Genomic DNA, 18735 nt, shown 5'->3' on the forward strand with positions numbered 1-18735 from the left:
TCTAATCAACACAGGGCACACGAAAAGTCAATCTGACGCGGATCCGAAGCCGCCCACCCAGGCGCATTGGGGACGGCGGAACGACGGGTGGCGGAAGCGGGAGAAAGTGACTAAAGGGGACCTAGATTGGATGAATCTTTTTCGCGGACAGGTCTTGAAGGGCGGGCGTAAAGCCCGTCCCTCCAAAAAAGACCGGACCCCTTGGGTACGGGCGGGGTTTATCCCCGCCCGCTAATCATGCGGTGTAAGGGACACCCGAAGGAAAAAGCGCTCAGTTTACGGGGATATGGATCGAAAGCTCGGGTGAATATTTGAGAGATTGGGAGCAAAAGGTTTTGTGTCACTCACAGGATCGAACACCATCGGAGGTGGGCCGGGATCTCGTGCAATGGTTTCTCGAAAACCAGCGGGACCTTCCGTGGCGCCGCGACTATTCCCCCTACGGGGTGTGGGTCTCCGAGATCATGCTCCAGCAGACGCAGGTGGCGGCGGTGGTTCCCTACTACCTTCGATGGATGAAGCGCTTTCCCGACGTGCCTTCGTTGGCGGCCGCCACGGAGGACGAGGTCCTGCTCTATTGGGAGGGACTGGGGTACTATTCCCGGGCGAGAAACCTGCTCAAGGCCGCCCGGTTGGTGATGGAAAGATTCGGCGGAAGAGTTCCCGACACCGAGGCCGATCTGCGGGTCCTGCCGGGTGTGGGGCCCTACACGGCTTCCGCGATCCTGAGCTTGGCCTACAACCGGGATGTTCCCGTGGTGGACGGGAACGTGGAGCGGGTCGCAGCCCGGCTGCTCGACCTGGACGTTTCCGCGAAATCTCCGGAAGGTCGCCGCGAAGTGCTCCGCGCCGCTACCCAATGGCTCGTTCCGGGAAAGGCCAGGTTTTACAACCAGGCGCTCATGGAACTGGGTGCCGTCATCTGCACGCCCGCTCATCCCAAATGTCTTGCGTGCCCCGTGGCGGCGCGCTGCCTCGCTCTTCGCCACGGCACGGTGGAAAATCGTCCGGTCCGATCCCCGAGGCCTCGGTGGGAGGAACTCCGGGTAGCCATCGGGGTGCTTCGGGAAAACGGGAAGATCTACATTCAAAAGAGGCCGGAAGGGGGACTCTTCGCCGGCCTGTGGGAGTTTCCGGGGGGCAAGGCCCTGGAGGCGGAAACACCGCGAGTGGCCCTGGTGAGGGAAATGGAAGAGGAACTGGGGGTGCGGGTGAAAATTGTGGATAAAATCGGCGTGGTCCGCCACGCCTATACCCGGTTTCGGGTGACTTTGCATGCATACCGGTGCGTGCCGGATCCCCCGGGGCAGATCGTGCGTCCCAGGGCCTGCGCCGCGTGGAAGTGGGTGCGCCCATCGGAATTGGACCTGTTCGCCTTCCCGGCCGCCAATCGTCGACTCATCCAAGCCCTTCGAAAGGCGGCGGATGCCGGATCATGATCACCTTGGCCTTTTCGACACATCGTCCGGAAGTCCTCCCCGCCGTGGAAGATCTCATGGTCGCCCATGACATGGTGGTGCTGGAGGAACCTCCCCACCCGCAATTCCAGGCCATGCTGAGCGGCCGAGTGGGTATCGAGGAGTACCTGGAAGCGACCGATTATGAATTTCCCGTTTTCGCCCGCGCCTGTTGCCGTCTCTATAGGCGCCTGCATAGAGTCGGCATCCGGATCCTGCAGGTGGAACCCTACCTGGAAAAGCTTGCGGAACTCCATGATTTCTTTGCCGACGGGGGGACCGCTCACAGGCTTGATCCCCGGGAGGCCATGGCCCAGGTCTATCGGGCGGAAAGACGGGCATCAGGAGCCCTTCTCCACTACTATCGAGTCTCTGTCACGGAGCCGTTCGATCAGGTGGTGGAGGCGGTCAAGGTTTTCGCCAAGGCGGACGCAGCCCGGATCCGACTGAGGGATCGCCTGCGGGCCGAGGCCTTGGCGAATGCGGCGGAATACGTCCCTCGCATCTATGTGGAGGCGGGTTACATCCACTGGGCCCTCTACACCCATCTGAAAGGAAAGGTTCGGGAACCCGCCCGCATGCGCGCCGTCTGGCCCTTGGCGGCGAGGGCGAGGCGCCTGTTGGGCCGGAAACAGGTCATGGGGCCGGGGGATCTTCTGACGCTGCGCTATATCTTTCGTCCCAACTGGAACGGTAAAGATGCGGACGTGCTTGCCGCCAAGAGTCTGATCTATGTGAAACTGCTGGAAAAGAAGGAAATGGTCCCCGGCCGGGGAGAAACGCCGCACCTGGAAGATGAGGCGAAAGCCTGGCAGGCCGTGCGCGGCCTGACCTACGAAGACTGCCGCCTGCTTTGGCCCCAGGTTCGAAAGTCCTCCAGCATAGGTACACGGGAGGCGGTCCGGCGTTTCCTCGATGGGAGAGGGACTGGAAAGTGAGGTGTGCGGTGAAAAGGATCGAAGCGAATGCGGGCCGGCTGTTTCTCGTCCTCCTCCTCTTGGCGTTGCAAGGGTGCGGCACTCTTTCCATCAAACCCCACGTGCCGTCGCCGACGCCGGGGGAGGCGTACAAGGTGGGGGAGGTGGTGGATCTGGCCACCGGCGAGCGCATCACGTTCCAGGAGATGATCCGGGATCTGGAGGCGGCAAGGGTGGTCTACGTGGGGGAAACGCACGTGAGTCGGGCCGATCATGCGCTCCAATTGAAAGTGGCGCGCGCCTTGCTCGAACGCCATCCCCAGCTGGCCATCGGGGCGGAGATGGTTCCGCGGACACGCCAGCCGGTTCTGGATCGCTGGGTGAAAGGCCTACTAACCGAAGAGGAACTCCTGGATGAGCTCGCCTGGGAGGAAACCTGGGGGCACGACTTTGCCCTCTACCGGCCCCTTTTCCAGCTGGCCCGGGATCACCGTCTTCCCATGGTGGCGCTGAACGCGCCGGGCGATTTGGTGAGGAAGGTGGCCAGGGACGGGCTGGCCGGACTGGATGCCCGGGAGCGATCCCAACTGGCCGTCCGATTCCTGGACGATGATCCGAGACACAGGGCTTTTGTGGAGGAAGAGTTTCGATCCCACGCTCACGGGGGGTTCGAAAATTTTCAACACTTTTACGAAGCCCAGCTGGCCTGGGACGAGACCATGGCGGAGACCCTGGCTCAATGGCTCCGGGACCATCCCGATTTCCAAGTCCTGGTGCTGGCGGGAAAGGGCCATGTGAATTACCGGTTCGGGGTGCCCGAACGGACGAAAAGACGTCTGGAACATCGGTATGCAATCGTGGTTCCCATGCCGGTGCACGGTACGGCGCTCGAGGTGTCTCCGGACATCGGAGACTATCTGGTCGTGACGGAGAAGGAGCGACCGTTTCCGGGCCACGGCCGGCGGCTCGGTATCGTTTTGGATCGGGAAAAGGCGGAGAGCGGCCTCTACGTGAAGGCGGTGCTCCCGGGAAGCCGGGCGGCTCGATCCGGCCTGAAACCGGGAGATCGGATCGTGGCCGTGGACGGCCGAACCATAGGGGACATTCGGGAACTCCACGAAGTGGTGAGGGGAGGCGACGGACGGCGCACCTTCACCGTGGAACGGCGGGGAAACCGGACGGACGTGGTCATTGATCTGGATTGACGGGCCTGCAATCGGTGGGCGTCGAAAGATTAACGGTCATGGTCTCCCCTGCGCCACCCCGCATGGATGAAAGAGCGGGCCGGAGCAAGGGCATTTGTCGGAACGCCGCAATATGCCATTCTCTATGAGTCATTGCGCGCCCATTGCCTTGCCGGGCACCCTCATTGCGGCCTTCGGAGTTTCTACAACTAAAACGATTTGCGTCTATTTGCGTTCATTCGCGGTTCTTTTTCATATCAAGGATTGAAAAAGGCAAAGGACATGTGGCTGGATGGATGGATGCGGGCCCAGGGAATCGAGTGGTGGGGCGTTGCGGATCTTGGCGGGCTGAAGACGCCCGTGGACCGCTGGGCGAGGTCCTTTGCCCGGGCCGTTTCGTGGGTTGTTCCGATGAATCCGGATGTCATGATGCAAATCGAAAACGGGCCTACGCCCGCCTACGCCGAGGAATATGCGCGGGTAAACAGGCTGATCAACTCGCTGTCGCGGGACCTTGTGAAGGAATGGAGTGCCAGGGGAGTCCGGGCCCAGGCCGTGGCGGCTTCGGAACGAACGGACGCGGTAGGCATCCGGGGTGACTTTCCCCACAAGACGGCGGCTACACGTGCCGGACTGGGTTGGGTCGGACGCAACTGTCAGTTGGTGACGCGGCGGTTCGGACCTTGGGTAAGGCTCGCGACGGTCTTCGTGGATGCAGAACTGCCATGCGGCCCGGCGGTGGAAAGGGATTTCTGCGGCCGTTGCCGAAGGTGTGTGGAAGCCTGCCCCGCGGGGGCGCTGAAGGGAGGACGTTGGCGCCCGGGAATTCCCCGGTCTCGACTCCTGGATGCGCGGGCGTGCGACCAATGGAAAAAGACCCATTATCCTCAATACCATGGTGGCCATAATTGCGGGATCTGTTCCTCCGTTTGCCCTTACGGGCGAAAGTGGTTCAAGCGATATGGAGGTTCCCGGGAGCCTTGAGTCGGGTGAGGGTTTTGAGGGAATTGCCAAGCTGCGCGAGGGAAGGCCTTGACAACGCCTCGCTTGTTCTTCTAGAAGGAAGTAATTCTTGGAGCACAATGAGGGTCACAACGATGCCGGCACGCGATTTTTTCTTTTTCGGGTTTTACTTTTTTGCGGAGGAGTCCTTCGGCTGACCCCGTGTGCGCCAGCAGCGTAAGAAAGTATGGAGAATGGAAGGCCGGGGTTCAGCCCACGGCCTTTTTTATTTTTGCGCAGGGAGGAAGGCGAGGTGAAGGAGGTCTGGGTTCGACTCAAGGAGTGGAACAAGGAGGTGGTGACCGCCGCCGTGGAGGCGGGAGTGGACGTGGTGATGGCTCCCCCTGGCGTTGCGCAGCAGGTGCGGCGCCTCGGCCGGGTGGTCGTGGCGGCGGAAGACGGGGACTGGATTCCCGGCCGGGACGTTCACTTGGAGACTCTCCGATCGCCGGAGGACGAAAAGAGGATCTCGGACCTCCTGAGAGTCGGGAAGAAGGTGGTGGTGGAAAACACCGATTGGGAGATCATCCCGCTGGAGAACCTGGTGGCGGGAGGCGGTGAGCTGGTGGTGGCCGTGGAGGACGAGAGCCGGATGGATCTGGCGCTGGGCGTCCTGGAAAAGGGCGTTCACGGGGTTCTCATCCCGGGTGACGACCCTTTAACGGTGTCTTCCTGGACAAGAAAGGTGAAGTCCATGGGGCCCGTGGAACCGCTGGTGGAGGCGGAAATCGTCGGACTGCGGACTGTGGGCCTCGGGGACCGGGTCTGCATCGACACCTGTTCGCTCATGACGGACGGGCAGGGAGCGCTGGTGGGAAACAGCGCGGGATTCCTCTTCCTCGTCCATGCGGAAACCCGCCGGAACCCCTACGTGGCCCCCCGCCCGTTTCGAATCAATGCGGGGGCGGTTCATGCCTACGTGAAGGTCCCGGACGGACGTACCCGGTATCTGTGTGAGCTGGGAGCCGGAGACCCCATCGTCATCGTGGACGCTGCTGGAAAGAGTACCGAGGCGGTGGTGGGCCGCATCAAGGTGGAAAAGCGCCCCCTCGTGGTGGTGGAAGCAAGGTGCGACGCCGGTGGAGGAAGCATCCTTTTGCAGAATGCGGAGACGGTCTGCCTGATGACTCCGAAAGGCGAAGGGGTTTCCGTGACCTCGTTGGAAAAGGGGATGCGGGTGCTGGTGTCTCCCCAGAGCAGGGGTCGGCACTTTGGGATGGCCGTGGACGAATCGATCGTGGAGAAATGATGAGAGATCATTCCTTGGAAAAACTTCGTCGAGGGATCGATGCGCTGGATCAAGAGATCCTGGATCGGCTCAACCGACGCATGCGGCTGGTGGAGCAGATCGGAAGGATCAAGGCGGAAAAGGGCCTGGACACCTTTGATCCCGGAAGGGAGGAGGCCGTGTGCCGGCGGCTGGTGGAAGCCAATCCCGGGCCGCTTCCCGCCGAGTCCGTGCGGGCCATCTACCGGGAGATCCTTGCGGCCTCTCGAAAGCTCCAACAGCCCCTGAAGGTGACCTTCCTGGGGCCGGAGTGGACCTACTCCCATCTCGCGGCGCTTTCCGTCTTCGGTCACACGGCGAGATATGTGCCGCAAGCCGCCCTGGTGGACGTCTTCGACAGCCTGTGCAAGGGACTGTCCCACGTGGCCGTGGTTCCCATCGAGAACTCACTGGAGGGGGGCATCGGGCAGACCATGGACCTCCTCTACGAACGGCCCGTGCGGGTGGTGGGAGAATGCTACTTGGAGGTGGCCCATTGCCTCTGTTCCCGGGCCGCCGATTTCGGCTCGATCGGAAAGCTCTACGCGCACCCGCACGCCCTGGGGCAGTGCCGCAAGTGGATTTCCGAGCATCTGCGCCACGCGGAAATCTTTGAGTGCGCCTCCACGGCCAAGGCGGCCCGGGAGGCTGCGGCCGATCCGGCGAGCGCCGCCCTGTGCAACGTGAAGGCGGCCGAACATTATGGGCTCTCCGTGCTGGCCGAACGGGTGGAGGATCATCCCGGCAACACCACGCGGTTTATCGTCCTGGGGCTCAAGGAAAACACCCCCACCGGAGACGACAAGACATCGATTCTTTTTGCCGTGGCGGACAAGCCGGGTGCCCTGTATCAGGTACTGGACGTCTTCACCCTACACGGCCTCAACATGACGCGGATCGAATCCCGTCCCAATCGCCTGCATCCTTGGCAGTATCTCTTCTTTGCCGATATCGGCGGACACGAAAAGGACAAACACGTGGAGGATGCCCTGAAGGAAGCCGCTTCGCGCACCACCTTCTTCAAGGTCTTGGGGTCCTACCCGCGGGCCAATCCCCGAAATCCCATCCGGTTCGACCTGGAGCGGTCGCGATTCGGCGGGTAGGAGCGTCGGCCCTAAGTTGAAGCATTCTCGCTCATGGTGCGGTCAGTAGACCCGGGGCTTGAGCCCCGGGACCGGCTGGGGGGCGACTGTAGGGGCGAATGATTATTCGCCCCTACAGTCCTCACGCATGCACGGCAGGATGGCATGTCCCCGAACGGAGGGATTTTCCCTTCAGGTTTCTCCACGGCAGCGTTTGGCGGGCGAGTATAGACCCCGAGAAAGTTAATCCATCTTTGCAGAGTGGGGTTGCGAACCGCTCCCGGAGAAGATGGGAGATGCGATAGAACGGATCGAAAATCATGGTCACCAGCGTCCAGCACGCCCTGTACGGAGTCATCGGCAGTCCGGTCCGCCATAGCCTGAGCCCGGCCATGATGAACGCGGCCCTGGCCCATCTCGGGATTCCGGCCTTCTACCTGGCGCTGGAATCGGATGATTTTCGAAGCGACCTGGAAATATTGAAACGGATGGGTGTACGGGGCCTCAGTGTGACGATCCCGTATAAGGAAGATGCCTTCCGATGGTGCGCTTCCGTGGACGAGGCGGCCTATGCCATAGGAGCCGTCAATACGCTACGATGCACGGACGGGGCCTGGGAAGGGATCAACACGGACTGGATCGGCGCCGTGCGGGCTTTGGAAACGGCGACGGAGATCCGAGGCCGTAAGGCCCTGGTCCTGGGAGCCGGGGGGGCGGCCAAGGGAGTCGTCTACGCCTTGGTCCGTTCCGGGGCGCAGGTGGTGGTGGCGAACCGAACCGAAGGAAAGGCCCGCGACCTGGCCCGGCGGTTCGGCTGTGACTGGATTCCTTTGGACCGTATGAGAGGGCTGGAGATAGACATGGCGGTGCACTGCACGGCGGGCGGCATGCACGGAAGGCCCTACGCCTTTTCCCTGGAGGATGTCCCGATCCGTCCAGGGGTGGTGGCCATGGACATCGTCTACGCACCCCTGAAAACACCTTTCCTTGAGGCGGCTCGGGCTAAAGGGGCTCTTTCTCTGGACGGCCTGGAGATGCTGTTGCACCAAGGTGTGGAGCAGCTGACCTGGTGGCTGGGAAGGCCTGCGCCGGCATCCGTCATGCGCCATGCCTTGAGGAAAGCCGCAAAGGAGCGCGAAGATCCATGACAAAGGTACACGAAAAAGACACGGTGGCCGTCCCCTGTGTAGAGCGTGCGAGCGGGCGGGTACCCCTGCCCGGGTCCAAGTCCGTCACGCACCGGGCGTTCATCTTGGCCGCCCTGGGCGATGGCGAGAGCACCATCGAAAACGCCCTGGACGCGGAGGATACGCGGATTACCGCTTCGGCCCTGCAGGCCCTGGGTGCCGACGTGTCATGGCAGGGGACGACGGTGCGAATCCGCCCGCCGCAAAAGAGGTGGCGAAGCCCGGCTGCGGCTGTTTGGGTCGGAAACAGCGGGACGAGTCTCCGCCTTCTCACCGGACTGGCCGCCGCGGGAAGGGGGACTTTCGTCTTCGACGGGACCCAGCGGCTTCGTGAGCGACCCATCGGCGCCCTGGCGGACGCCCTGGAAGCCTTGGGTGTGACGGTACGATTCCCCGAAAGGAGAGGATATCCGCCCGTTGTGATCGAAAGCCGCGGGTTGAGAGGCGGAACGGTCTGCGTGGACGCCTCCCAAAGCAGCCAGTACCTGTCGTCCGTCCTGCTTGCGGTCACCAGGGCGTCCGGCCCGGTGACGGTCTCCTGGAGAGAGGTCTCCTCCTTTCCCTATGTGGAGGTGACCCTGCAGATGATGGCCCGAGCTGGATTGATGTTCCGGAAGACGGGCCCTTCGGAAATCGTGGTGGAAGCCCCGCAGGTTGTGCGGTCTTTCCATTATACGGTGGAGGGAGACTGTTCGTCCGCGTCCTACTTCTGGGCGGCGGCGGCCTTGACTGCGGGAAGCGTTCTGACCTACCCTGTGAGTCACGAGACCCTGCAGGGGGACTGCGCTTTTCTCGACGTCCTGACCTCCATGGGATGCCGCGTGGAATGGACCGAAGAAGGCGTGGGCGTCCACGGCCCGAAAGAGCTTCGGCCGGTGGATGTGGACATGAACCGCATGCCGGATATGGTCCCCACACTGGCCGTTGTGGCTTCTTGCGCGGAGGGAACGTCACGCATCCGCAATGTGGCTCACCTGCGGATCAAGGAGTCGGACCGATTGAAAGCCGTGGCCGCGGAACTGAGCAAACTTGGAGTCCGGGTGGAAGAATGGCCCGACGGATTGGTGATCCAGGGGCCGCCGCGGCACGGGGCCGTGATCGAAACCTACGACGATCACCGGATCGCCATGTCCTTTGCCGTGCTGGGGCTGCGGGTTCCTGGGATGGTCATCCTGGAGCCCCGGACGGTGCGAAAGTCCTTTCCGGGTTTTTGGGACACGCTTTTTGAGCTGGTTCATGGGTCCACATAAGGCGTTGGAGAGCGGTGGAGACGGACGGAGGGGGCCCGGCGGGGGAGCTGCCGGCCGAGGCCGTCGTGGGATACCCGGTGGGGCCGGAGGTCTGTTCTTCCTTGTGACCTTCGGCCTCATTCTTTTCTTGGGCCGGGCGTTGTTGGCAGCCGAAGACAAGGCGGCGGTGTCCTGGAAGTCCCACCTGCAGAGGCTGCGCGGCGTCGCGGCGGAGGTGGGCGTCCATGTGGTTCTGCTTCCGGAAGGGAAGACCCTCTTCGAGATGAATTCCCAGAAGCCTCTGGTGCCGGCGTCCCTGGTCAAGCTTCTCACGAGCTATGCGGCCCTTAAGGAACTGGGCCCTGACTACACCTTTCGAACGGAAGTATGGGCCACGGGACGGCCCCGGGAGGGGATTCTTCCCGGAAGTATTTGGATCAAGGGACACGGCGACCCGTATCTTACGCCGGAACGCTTGTGGCTGCTGGCCCAAAAGGTGCGGGGCCTCGGCGTGCGCCGCATCCTGGGCTCCGTGCACGTGGACAATTCCCAATTCGACCCGCCCTACGAACAGCTGTGCCTGGACGGCCAATGCGAGAGGACCCACAATCCGGTCATCAGCGCCACGGCCGTGAACTTCAACACAGTGACCCTGCAGATCACCTCCCGGCCAGGCGGGAAGGGAACGTCCGTGAGGGCCTTCCCGCCCACGGACTACGCGGCCATTCAACAAAGGTGGCAGAAAAAGCCTTCCCGTAAGGTGATTATTTCCTTGTCGTCATTGGGCGTGGGGGACGACGGGCGGGAAGTCTTCCAGTTGAGGGGACGTCCTCCTGCGGAGAAGGTACTGCCCGTGGAGCGGCGCCTGAATGTCCAGGACCCGGAAAAATTCGTGGCCTTGACCTTTCGCCGCACCCTGGAAGAAGCGGGGGTGCAGGTGACGGGGACGTCCTCACAGGCACTCCCGGTTCCGTCCAAGGCCGTCCTTGTCTGCTCGCTGGAATCGCCTCCGCTGGGGGACTTGCTTTTCGGTTTGAACCGATACAGCAACAACTTCATGGCGGAAATGATCCTGCGCGTGCTGGGCGGCCATGTCTACGGACTGCCGGGAAGCTCCGCAAAGGGATGCCGCGCCGTGGACGATGTCTTGAGAAGGATGGGGGTGTCCCGGTCGGAGGCCGTCCTGGACTCGGGGTCGGGCCTCACGCGAACGACCCGCGTAAGCCCGCGGGTTTTCAGCCTGGTTCTCAAGGAAGCCTACAACGATTTTTCCGTCGGCCCGGAATTCCTGGCTTCGCTGGCCCGCCCCGGAGACGACGGAACCCTGCTCCGTCGCCTCCGGGATCTTCCGGACGGCGCCGCGCTCCGCGGCAAGACCGGAACCCTCAAGGACGTGGTGAGCTTCAGCGGCTATCTCTTTTCCCCCGGCAAGAAAGTCTATGCCGTGACGGTGATTCTCAACGGAGTCCGGGAGATCTGGAAAGCCCGCCGGGAGGTGGATCTCTTGCTGCAAAACCTCCCCGCCCTGGCGGGATGAGCGGGGGGCTCCGCAGCGGTTCACATGCCCGCCAGACGCTGCAATACCTTGTACACAGCCGCCATGTCCTCGTCCCCCCATCCCATGGCCCGGGCGGCGCTGTAGACCTCCCGGCAGGCGGCCGTGGCCGGAAGTGGGCAGCCGAGCGAGCCCGCTTCGGCCAGGACCAGATTCAAATCCTTGAAGACCAGATCCACCGGAAAATGCTTGGTGTAGTCGCCTCGGGTGATGGTGTCTCCCTTTAGGGCGAAGAGCGGGGCGGCCATGGCTCCGGAGGCGATGGTCTCCAGCATGGCATCCGTTTCCAGGCCGAGCCGCGATCCGAAGACCAGGGCTTCGGCGAAATCCACCATCATGGTTCCCAATAGCAGGTTGATCATGAGTTTCATGGCCGTGCCGCCGGGAACCTCCCCGCATCGAACGACCTTCTTGCCCATGGTGAGCAGCAGAGGTTCCATCTCTTGGACGAGATCCGAAGGCCCTCCTGCAAGCACAACCAGGGTGCCTTGCTCGGCAGGGACCTTGCTCCCCGAGACGGGCGCATCCAGAAACCGCCCTCCGGCGGAGCGGACCAGATCGTCGGCCCGTTTGGTGGCCTCCAGAGAAACGGTGCTCATGTTGATCACCACGGTGCCGGGCTTCAATCCTTCCAGCAGCCCCTGTTGGTCCTGGAGGACGCCCAGGAGCTCCTTGGGGCCCGTGACCATGATGATCACCACGTCGCTCTGCCGGGCCAGCTCGGCGGGGGTGTGGGCGGCCGGCACCCCCACCCGACGGAAGGGCTCCGTCTTGGATTCCGTCCGATTGTAGACGACCAGTTCGTGGCCGGCCTTCCGGATGTTCTGAGCCATGGGGCTGCCCATGGTGCCCAAACCGATGAAACCAACGCGCATGGAAACCCTCCTGCTTTTGTTTTGATCGCAAGCCAGAAAATCGGCAACGCCTTGGCGAAGTCCTCAGGCCAAAACCTACACGCCCCCGCATCACGTCTCAAGGGCTTTTGATGACATGAAATTATTTGTGATAAATTTCTTGACCGCTGGGCACCCACTCAGCTATCCGTAGATACGCAGGAACCATCCTCGGGCCGATGTACCTCTTCCCGATCTCTTCTGAAGCCCGCACGGCGCCTGCCGTGCCCTCCAGCGTGTAACCCGAGCAGCAAGGAGTCCCCATGAGCGCGCAGATGGATCCCAAGCCTTTTGAGGAATGGAGTGAAGCGGAGCTGATTCAATGGATCATGGATGGATTGCGTTGCACGATCGTCCACTACGGCTGTTGGTTCCGGGAGGTGGAGCACCAGCTCGGCTTGGAACGGACGTTGCCCATCGAGGCGGATGCCGGGGATGCGGCCTTCGCCATCCTGCTGAAACGCCTTTCCAAGGTGTTGGGGTTCGAGCTGGAAGACGGAGTGCCGAAAGCTCTCAAGGGCATGGGCAAGGACCGGCTTCGCGAGCTGACAACTGCCGTGGCCACCAACTGGCTGGCCACGGACGGTGTGTGGTTCCAGGCGGTGGAAAGGACCTACGGGATGGATGCGGCCAAGCGGTGTAACGACACGTGCTGGTCGCGGTTTTCGCCCTACGAGGCCTACCGCATCAAAAGGCTCTTGGGGCTTCCCGAAAAAGCAGGCTTGGCTGGCCTGAAGGCGGCTCTCGGCTACCGGCTCTACGCCAGGATCAACGAACAGGCGGTGGAAACGCTTGATGAGCACACCCTGATCTTCCGCATGGTGGACTGCCGGGTGCAAAGTGCAAGGAAACGTAAGGGGCTGCCGGACTACCCGTGCAAGTCCGCAGGAATGGTGGAATACCCGTTTTTCGCTCAAGCCATCGACCCGAGAATCGAAACCGAATGCATCGGGTGTCCCCCGGACGCCCATCCGGAAGAGTGGTGGTGCGCCTGGAAGTTCACGCTCAAGCCCTGACGGGGTCCAGGGGGGCAGCCCCAGATTTCCGGCGCAGGAGCGGAGGGGCGAGTTTCTGCGTTCCACTCGAAGGGCCTTGTGGGGGCGAATGTTCGTTCGCCCCTGCGGTTTCCTGCTCTTCCGGGCTTGGCCTTGTTCTTAACGCTCATGGCTCCCCGTGCGCCGCCCCGCCTAAGTGAAACAACCTGCGCCGAGGTGCTGCCCGCGCTGTGGGAGCTGCGCGAAGCGCGATGAACCGGGAGCGGCCGTGTCGCCGTGGAACGGCCCGCCACCCGTTTGGCGGCTTCCGCCGCTCCCGCAGACCGTTCCTGCTCCACCACCGCCCTTTCTGTTCCCCGGCCGTCCCCCTTAAAATGAGATGCCACAAACTGCCGTGCCGTTGGATGCGCCGGAAGAGGACCGTCAACAAACCCGACTGTTGCATGGGCGACACAGTCTGGGATTGGGATGTGTCTTTTCCGGCACACAGTCCAAAGGACGAAAAGGGCAGCCTTGCGGTAGCGTGAAGGTCTTCCCAAGGGAAATGTGTAAGGAGATCCAGCACTAAGACAAGACGCGTCCCCAAAGGTCAAAACTCTCCAATGGTGGTATGATCTTTGCCATTTCATGGGCCCCGAGGAGGAAAGAGACCTTGCACTACGACCTGTTCAACCAGCACACGATTCGAGCGGAAGTGGAATTCGGCGGGACGGGGCTCCATTCGGGGGCTCGGGTGAATGTGAGGCTCCGTCCCGCGCCTCCCCATCACGGGATCGTCTTCTACCGGGTGGACCTGCCCGGGCACCCCGCCATTGCGGCCCGCTACGACAACGTGGTGGACACATCCCTGGCGACGGTGCTTGGAGCCAGCGGGGTCCGCGTGGGAACCGTGGAGCACTTCATGGCGGCGGTCCGGGTGGCGGGCATCGACAACCTGAGCGTGGAAATCGACGGGCCGGAAATGCCGGTCATGGACGGCAGCGCCGTGCCCTTCCTGGAGGTTCTCGGCCGGGCCGGGCTGGAACGCCAGGATGCCTACCGGACGTGCCTGAGGGTGGAATCCGCCTTCACGGTCACTCAAGGGGATGCCTACGTGAAGGTTCGCCCCGCCGATGTGTTGCAAATAGACTACACCATCGATTTCCCCCATCCGCTGGTCGGGCGACAGAGTTATTCCTGGAGCCTGGACGTGGGTTCCTTTCGCCGTGAATTGGCGTCGGCCAGGACCTTCGGCTTTCTGAGGGAAGTGGAATACCTTCAAAGCAAGGGGTTGGCTCTCGGCGGGTCGCTGGACAATGCGGTGGTCTTCGACGATCACGGCGTGGTCAATCACGAGGGGCTCCGTTTTCCCGACGAATGCGTACGCCACAAGGTGTTGGATTTTTTGGGGGACATGGCCCTCTGCCCCTTTCCCATCTTCGGGCGTTTCGAAGCTTACAAGGCCGGCCATGCCCTGCACAACCGCGTGCTGAGGGAAATGTTCCAGCGGCCGGGGCATGCGCAATTCATCCAAGCGGCCACCATGGTTCCCCAAAACCTCATGCGCCAACCCGTTCCCACCCTCTACTGGAAGCCGTTGGCAGTGGCCGGAAACGGGTGATCGCCGGGCCCTGCTGGAGGGACCCGAATCGCTCCGCCCCTCGGGCGGTTGGTCTTGTCAACGCCGGGCGCGTCCGCTAAGATCTGGGCTCTTGAGAACCCCAAATCGCAGAGCACAGGCGGATGCGTCAGGCGTTTTTTTTTGCCGCACTCTTTACGGCCATCTTCTGCACGGCGCCGGTAGGCACGGAAGCGCTGGCGCGGAACAAGGCGGATATCGCCGATCTAGCCGTCTACCCCGACCCGCCCAACCTGAAAGTCCGCTTTCGAATCGACAATTGCTTCAATGACGAAATGATGGAAGCCATCAAGAGCGGGGTGCCCGCCGTCTTCCGCATCCTGGTGGTCCTGGAAAAGGAAGGGTTGCCCCTGCTCCGGGACCGCCTGGTGGATGTGTCCTTCGAACACAGCATCCGATACGACACCTTGCACGGCCAATACCATGTGAAGCTGACGGAGCACCCCAGCACCACGCTGACCACGAAGGATTTCGAGAAGGCCAAGAAGTGGATGAGCGAGGTGGAGGACGTACCCGTCATTCCCTTGTGGCGCCTTCCCAAGGGCCAGGAATATCAGGTGCGGGTCAAGGCGGAACTGTCCAAGGTGCAGCTGCCCTTTTTCCTTCGTTACGTCTTCTTCTTTGTCTCCTTGTGGGACTTCGAAACGGACTGGGCACAGGCGTCCTTTGTGCACTGAGTCGAGGCCATGAATTATCCCAATCCGGCATTGATGAGACGACGCCGTCGGCGGGAGCGGATCCTGCTGATCGTCATTTTGAGCCTGGTGGTTCTTTTCGGGTTCCTGGAAGGATGGTTTTTCCAGTACAGGGCGGAACTTCCCGTTTTCGGAAACATTCTGCTCTTCGCCCTCATCAATCTGAACGTCCTCCTTCTGCTGTTGTTGATCTACCTGGTTCTGCGAAACGTGGTGAAGCTGGTCTTCGAGCGGCGCCAGCGGATCCTGGGTCACAAGCTGCGAACGCGTTTGACTCTGGCCTTTGTGGGCTTGACTCTCATCCCCACGCTTCCCCTGTTCGGACTGGCGACCCAGTTCATTTCCTTCAGCCTGGAGTATTGGTTCAGCAACCAGGTGGAACAATCCCTGGAGCAAAGCGTGCTTCTGGGAAAGGACTACCTGCGCCAGGTTCGCGAGGACCTCCTGGTGGACGCCCAGTTGGTCCAGTGGGAGCTCTTCCCGGGCGGGGTTAAGCCCGAGACGCCGGCCGAGAGCGGGCGGGAAGTTCCCCGGGCCTTCTGGGAACGCTACCATGTGCAGGGGGTCTTCGTTGCGGACGCGCAGGGCACCCTTCTTTGGGAGGCCTGGAAGGATCCAGCCCAGAAGCTGGACGCTTTGGTGCTTGCCGAGCTTGTTCGGGAATGGGCCCTTTCCGACGAGACCGTGGACTACTTTCCGCTGGTTCCCACCAAGGGGCGGATGGAGGCCATGGTCGCCTTTCGGGCCGTGGTGGAGGGGGCCCCTGGAGAGACGGCAGGCGTCTATCTGGGTCTGGTGCGCACCCTTCCCGGCGCCATGGCTTCCCGACTGGACGCGGTGGTGCAGGGCTATGAAAACTACAGCCAACTGAAGCTGCTCAAGGCGCCTCTCAAGACCAGTCACCTCATCACCTTTTCCATCGCCACGCTGCTGGTGCTTTTTGCCGCCGTCTGGTTCGGCCTCTATTTGGCGCGGGACATCACGGGCCCCATCCAGGGGCTGCTCATGGCCACGGAGAGGGTGGCCGAAGGGGATCTGGACGTTTCGCTCGACTGGGAGCGGGACGATGAGATCGGCACCCTGCTGGCTTCCTTCAACCGGATGGTACGAGACCTGCGGCAGAACCGGGAGCAGTTGACTCTGGCCAACGAGGCTCTGCAGGAGAGCAATCGGGAACTGGAAGAACGGCGCCGGTACATGGAGATCGTGCTCCGAAACATCGGGGCTGGCGTGGTGAGCGTGGATGTCCACGGAACCATCCGAACCATGAACAAGGCGGCCGAGGAGATGCTGGGCCTGCAGGCGGAAAAGGTCATCGGCAGAAGCTATGCCGAATTTCTGCAGGCGGACCACATGGAGGTGGTCAAGGCCTTTCGGGATATGTACCAGGTGGGGCGCCAGCCCACGCTGGAGCGCCACGTGCAGGTGATGGTGGGCAACCGGCCCATGGCGCTTCTCATCAAGGTGAGCCTGCTCCGGGACGAAGACGGGCGGGACGTGGGCGTGGTGGTCGTCTTGGACGACCTGAGCGAACTCCAGAAGGCTCAGCGCATGGCCGCGTGGCGGGAAGTGGCCCGGCGGATCGCCCACGAAATCAAGAACCCCCTCACCCCCATCAAGCTTTCCGCCCAAAGAATCCGAAGGAAATATGCCGAGTGGGTGGACGAGGCGGGGAGTGTGCTGGGCGAATGCACCGAGACCATCATCCAGCAGGTGGACCACATGAAGCGGCTGGTAGATGAATTTTCCAGCTTCGCCCGCATGCCGGACGCCAACCCGGCGCCGTGCGACCTGCCGGCCCTGGTGGAGGAGGTGGTGGGCCTTTATCGCCAGTCCTATCCGGCCATTCGCTTTTCCGTGCATCGGGATCCGGTATTCCCCCTGCTACGCCTGGACCGGGACCAGTTTCGGCAGGTTCTGAACAACCTTCTGGAAAACGCCGTGCAGGCGCTGGACGGGGGCGATGGGCGCATCGACGTGCGCCTCTACTACGATTCGATCTTACGGATCGCCCGGCTGGAGTGCGCCGACACCGGGCCCGGCTTGCCGCCGGAAGCGCGGCTTCGCATGTTCGAGCCCTACTATTCCACCAAGGAAAAGGGAAGCGGGTTGGGCCTGGCCATCGTGTCCAAGATCATTACCGATCACAACGGCTTTGTGCGTGTCCGGGACAACGAGCCCCACGGAACGGTCATCGTGGTGGAGCTTCCCGGCGCATGAAAGAAAGGCTGCTGGAAAGATGGCGGAAAAGATTCTGGTGGTGGACGACGAGCCGAGCATCCTGCAGTCGCTCAAGGGCGTGCTGGAAGACGAAGGTTACGAGACGGTCCTCGCCGGGTCAGGGGAAGCCGCCCTGGAGGAGATCGTTCGGGACCCGCCCGATTTGGTCCTCCTGGATATCTGGCTTCCCGGCATGGACGGCATGGAGGTGTTGGAGCGGATCAAGAAGACCCATCCCAGTCTCCCGGTGATCATCATATCCGGGCACGGGACCATCGAAACGGCGGTTCGAGCCACCCGGACGGGGGCCTTCGATTTTGTGGAAAAGCCCCTCTCGGTGGAACGGATCCTGGTGTCCGTTCAGAACGCCCTGCAGGTGTCCCGGCTGGAGGCCGACAACCTGCTTTGGCGCGAGAAGGCGGAACGCCGGCACCGCCTCACGGGCGATAGCCCCGCCATCACCCAGCTTCGGGAGCAGATCCGCCGGGCGGCGCCCAGCAACGCCACCGTGCTGGTGACCGGGGAAAACGGCACCGGAAAGGAACTGGTGGCCCGCTCCATCCACTTTTTCAGCCCGCGAAGGAACCGGCCTCTCATTGAAGTGAACTGTGCGGCCATCCCGGAAGAGCTCATCGAAAGCGAACTGTTCGGGCATGAAAAGGGGGCGTTTACCGGCGCCCAGGAACGGCGGCGGGGCAAGTTCGACCTGGCGGACGGCGGGACGCTCTTCCTGGATGAGATCGGGGACATGAGCCTCAAAACGCAGGCCAAGATCCTTCGCATCATTCAGGAACAGAGCTTCGAGCGGGTGGGAGGATCCAAGACGATCCGTGTGGACGTGCGGATCGTGGCGGCCACCAACAAGGACCTCCAGGCGGAAATCGAGGCGGGCCGTTTTCGCCAGGACCTCTTCTTCCGCCTCAATGTGATCCCGCTGCACGTGCCCCCCTTGCGGGATCGGCTGGAGGACATCCCGCTTCTGGTGGACGATTTTCTCCAGGAACTTTCCCAGGAGAGCACCCTGGGCCGAAAGGAGATCGATCCGGAGGTCCTGGACCTTCTGAAGCGCTACGACTGGCCGGGCAATGTGAGGGAACTGAAGAACTTCGTGGAACGACTGGTCATCATGACGCCGGGAAGAATCATCCGGCGAGGCGACCTGCCGCCCGATTTCGTCCGCCAGCTGGGCCGGGCGCCGGCCGGGGAGGACCCCTTTCGGTACCCGACCCTCAAGGAGGCCCGTTTCTATTTTGAGCGTGAATACCTACTGAGAAAGCTCGAGGAAAACGACTGGAACGTTTCTCTCACGGCTCAGAACGTGGGCCTGGAACGGAGCCACCTGCACCGAAAGATGAAGGTTTTGGGGATCCGGCCCAACAACGGGGCCGCGGCGGCCGAAGGAAATGCATGAGGTGCGGCCATGAAACGCCCGGT

15 protein-coding genes are annotated in these 18735 nt (G+C 62.3%); 14 read left to right on the plus strand and 1 reads right to left on the minus strand.

What is annotated here, in order from left to right:
• Window positions 1–383 precede the first annotated feature (383 nt).
• The 9 genes from mutY (at window position 384) to dacB (ending at window position 10862) form a co-directional block, all read left to right on the plus strand.
• Entirely contained in the window at window positions 384–1439 is a 1056-nt protein-coding gene (mutY, locus tag BUB04_RS01710; RefSeq protein WP_218588348.1) for an A/G-specific adenine glycosylase, read from the plus strand.
• Window positions 1436–2395 carry a hypothetical protein gene (locus BUB04_RS01715; protein ID WP_073036346.1) on the plus strand — a complete coding sequence of 320 codons (960 nt, stop codon included), beginning with the start codon at window positions 1436–1438 and terminating at the stop codon, window positions 2393–2395. The genes mutY and BUB04_RS01715 overlap by 4 nt, the downstream gene beginning before the upstream one ends.
• Complete coding sequence (locus BUB04_RS01720; RefSeq protein WP_073036348.1) at window positions 2392–3579, plus strand: ChaN family lipoprotein; 1188 nt, start codon at window positions 2392–2394, stop codon at window positions 3577–3579. The genes BUB04_RS01715 and BUB04_RS01720 overlap by 4 nt, the downstream gene beginning before the upstream one ends.
• 261 nt (window positions 3580–3840) lie before the next feature.
• Entirely contained in the window at window positions 3841–4542 is a 702-nt protein-coding gene (locus BUB04_RS01725; protein ID WP_073036350.1) for a 4Fe-4S double cluster binding domain-containing protein, read from the plus strand.
• 271 nt (window positions 4543–4813) lie between these two features.
• Entirely contained in the window at window positions 4814–5809 is a 996-nt protein-coding gene (locus BUB04_RS01730; protein WP_073036352.1) for a 3-dehydroquinate synthase II, read from the plus strand.
• 14 nt (window positions 5810–5823) lie between these two features.
• Window positions 5824–6930 (plus strand): prephenate dehydratase, encoded by a 1107-nt coding sequence (gene pheA, locus BUB04_RS01735; protein ID WP_178371870.1) that lies wholly within the window; start codon window positions 5824–5826, stop codon window positions 6928–6930.
• 299 nt (window positions 6931–7229) lie between these two features.
• Window positions 7230–8057, plus strand: a complete 828-nt coding sequence (gene aroE, locus BUB04_RS01740; protein ID WP_073036355.1) for a shikimate dehydrogenase — start codon at window positions 7230–7232, stop codon at window positions 8055–8057.
• Window positions 8054–9346 carry a 3-phosphoshikimate 1-carboxyvinyltransferase gene (aroA, locus tag BUB04_RS01745; RefSeq protein ID WP_084075884.1) on the plus strand — a complete coding sequence of 431 codons (1293 nt, stop codon included), beginning with the start codon at window positions 8054–8056 and terminating at the stop codon, window positions 9344–9346. Before aroE ends, aroA begins: the two co-directional genes overlap by 4 nt.
• A gap of 103 nt (window positions 9347–9449) precedes the next feature.
• Window positions 9450–10862, plus strand: a complete 1413-nt coding sequence (gene dacB, locus BUB04_RS01750) for a D-alanyl-D-alanine carboxypeptidase/D-alanyl-D-alanine endopeptidase (RefSeq protein WP_073036357.1) — start codon at window positions 9450–9452, stop codon at window positions 10860–10862.
• A gap of 20 nt (window positions 10863–10882) precedes the next feature.
• Here dacB and BUB04_RS01755 read toward each other — a convergent pair whose 3' ends face one another.
• On the minus strand, window positions 10883–11755 hold the full coding sequence (locus tag BUB04_RS01755; RefSeq protein WP_073036359.1) for an NAD(P)-dependent oxidoreductase: 873 nt from the start codon (window positions 11753–11755) through the stop codon (window positions 10883–10885).
• A 281-nt stretch (window positions 11756–12036) separates the two neighbouring features.
• On the opposite strand from BUB04_RS01755, the gene BUB04_RS01760 reads away from it, so the two are divergent.
• From BUB04_RS01760 to BUB04_RS01780, 5 genes are all read left to right on the plus strand, one after another.
• On the plus strand, window positions 12037–12789 hold the full coding sequence (locus BUB04_RS01760) for a DUF6125 family protein (protein WP_073036361.1): 753 nt from the start codon (window positions 12037–12039) through the stop codon (window positions 12787–12789).
• Window positions 12790–13420: 631 nt separating this feature from the next.
• Complete coding sequence (gene lpxC, locus BUB04_RS01765; protein ID WP_073036363.1) at window positions 13421–14368, plus strand: UDP-3-O-acyl-N-acetylglucosamine deacetylase; 948 nt, start codon at window positions 13421–13423, stop codon at window positions 14366–14368.
• A gap of 122 nt (window positions 14369–14490) precedes the next feature.
• Window positions 14491–15063 carry a DUF4390 domain-containing protein gene (locus BUB04_RS01770; RefSeq protein ID WP_073036365.1) on the plus strand — a complete coding sequence of 191 codons (573 nt, stop codon included), beginning with the start codon at window positions 14491–14493 and terminating at the stop codon, window positions 15061–15063.
• Between the two features lie 9 nt (window positions 15064–15072).
• A complete protein-coding gene (locus BUB04_RS01775; RefSeq protein WP_073036367.1) occupies window positions 15073–17301 on the plus strand; it encodes a sensor histidine kinase in 2229 nt (742 codons plus the stop codon).
• Window positions 17302–17320: 19 nt separating this feature from the next.
• A complete protein-coding gene (locus BUB04_RS01780; RefSeq protein ID WP_073036369.1) occupies window positions 17321–18712 on the plus strand; it encodes a sigma-54-dependent transcriptional regulator in 1392 nt (463 codons plus the stop codon).
• The last annotated feature ends 23 nt before the right edge of the window (window positions 18713–18735 follow it).

Source organism: Desulfacinum infernum DSM 9756 (genome assembly GCF_900129305.1).
Taxonomy (GTDB): Bacteria; Desulfobacterota; Syntrophobacteria; order Syntrophobacterales; family DSM-9756; genus Desulfacinum; species Desulfacinum infernum.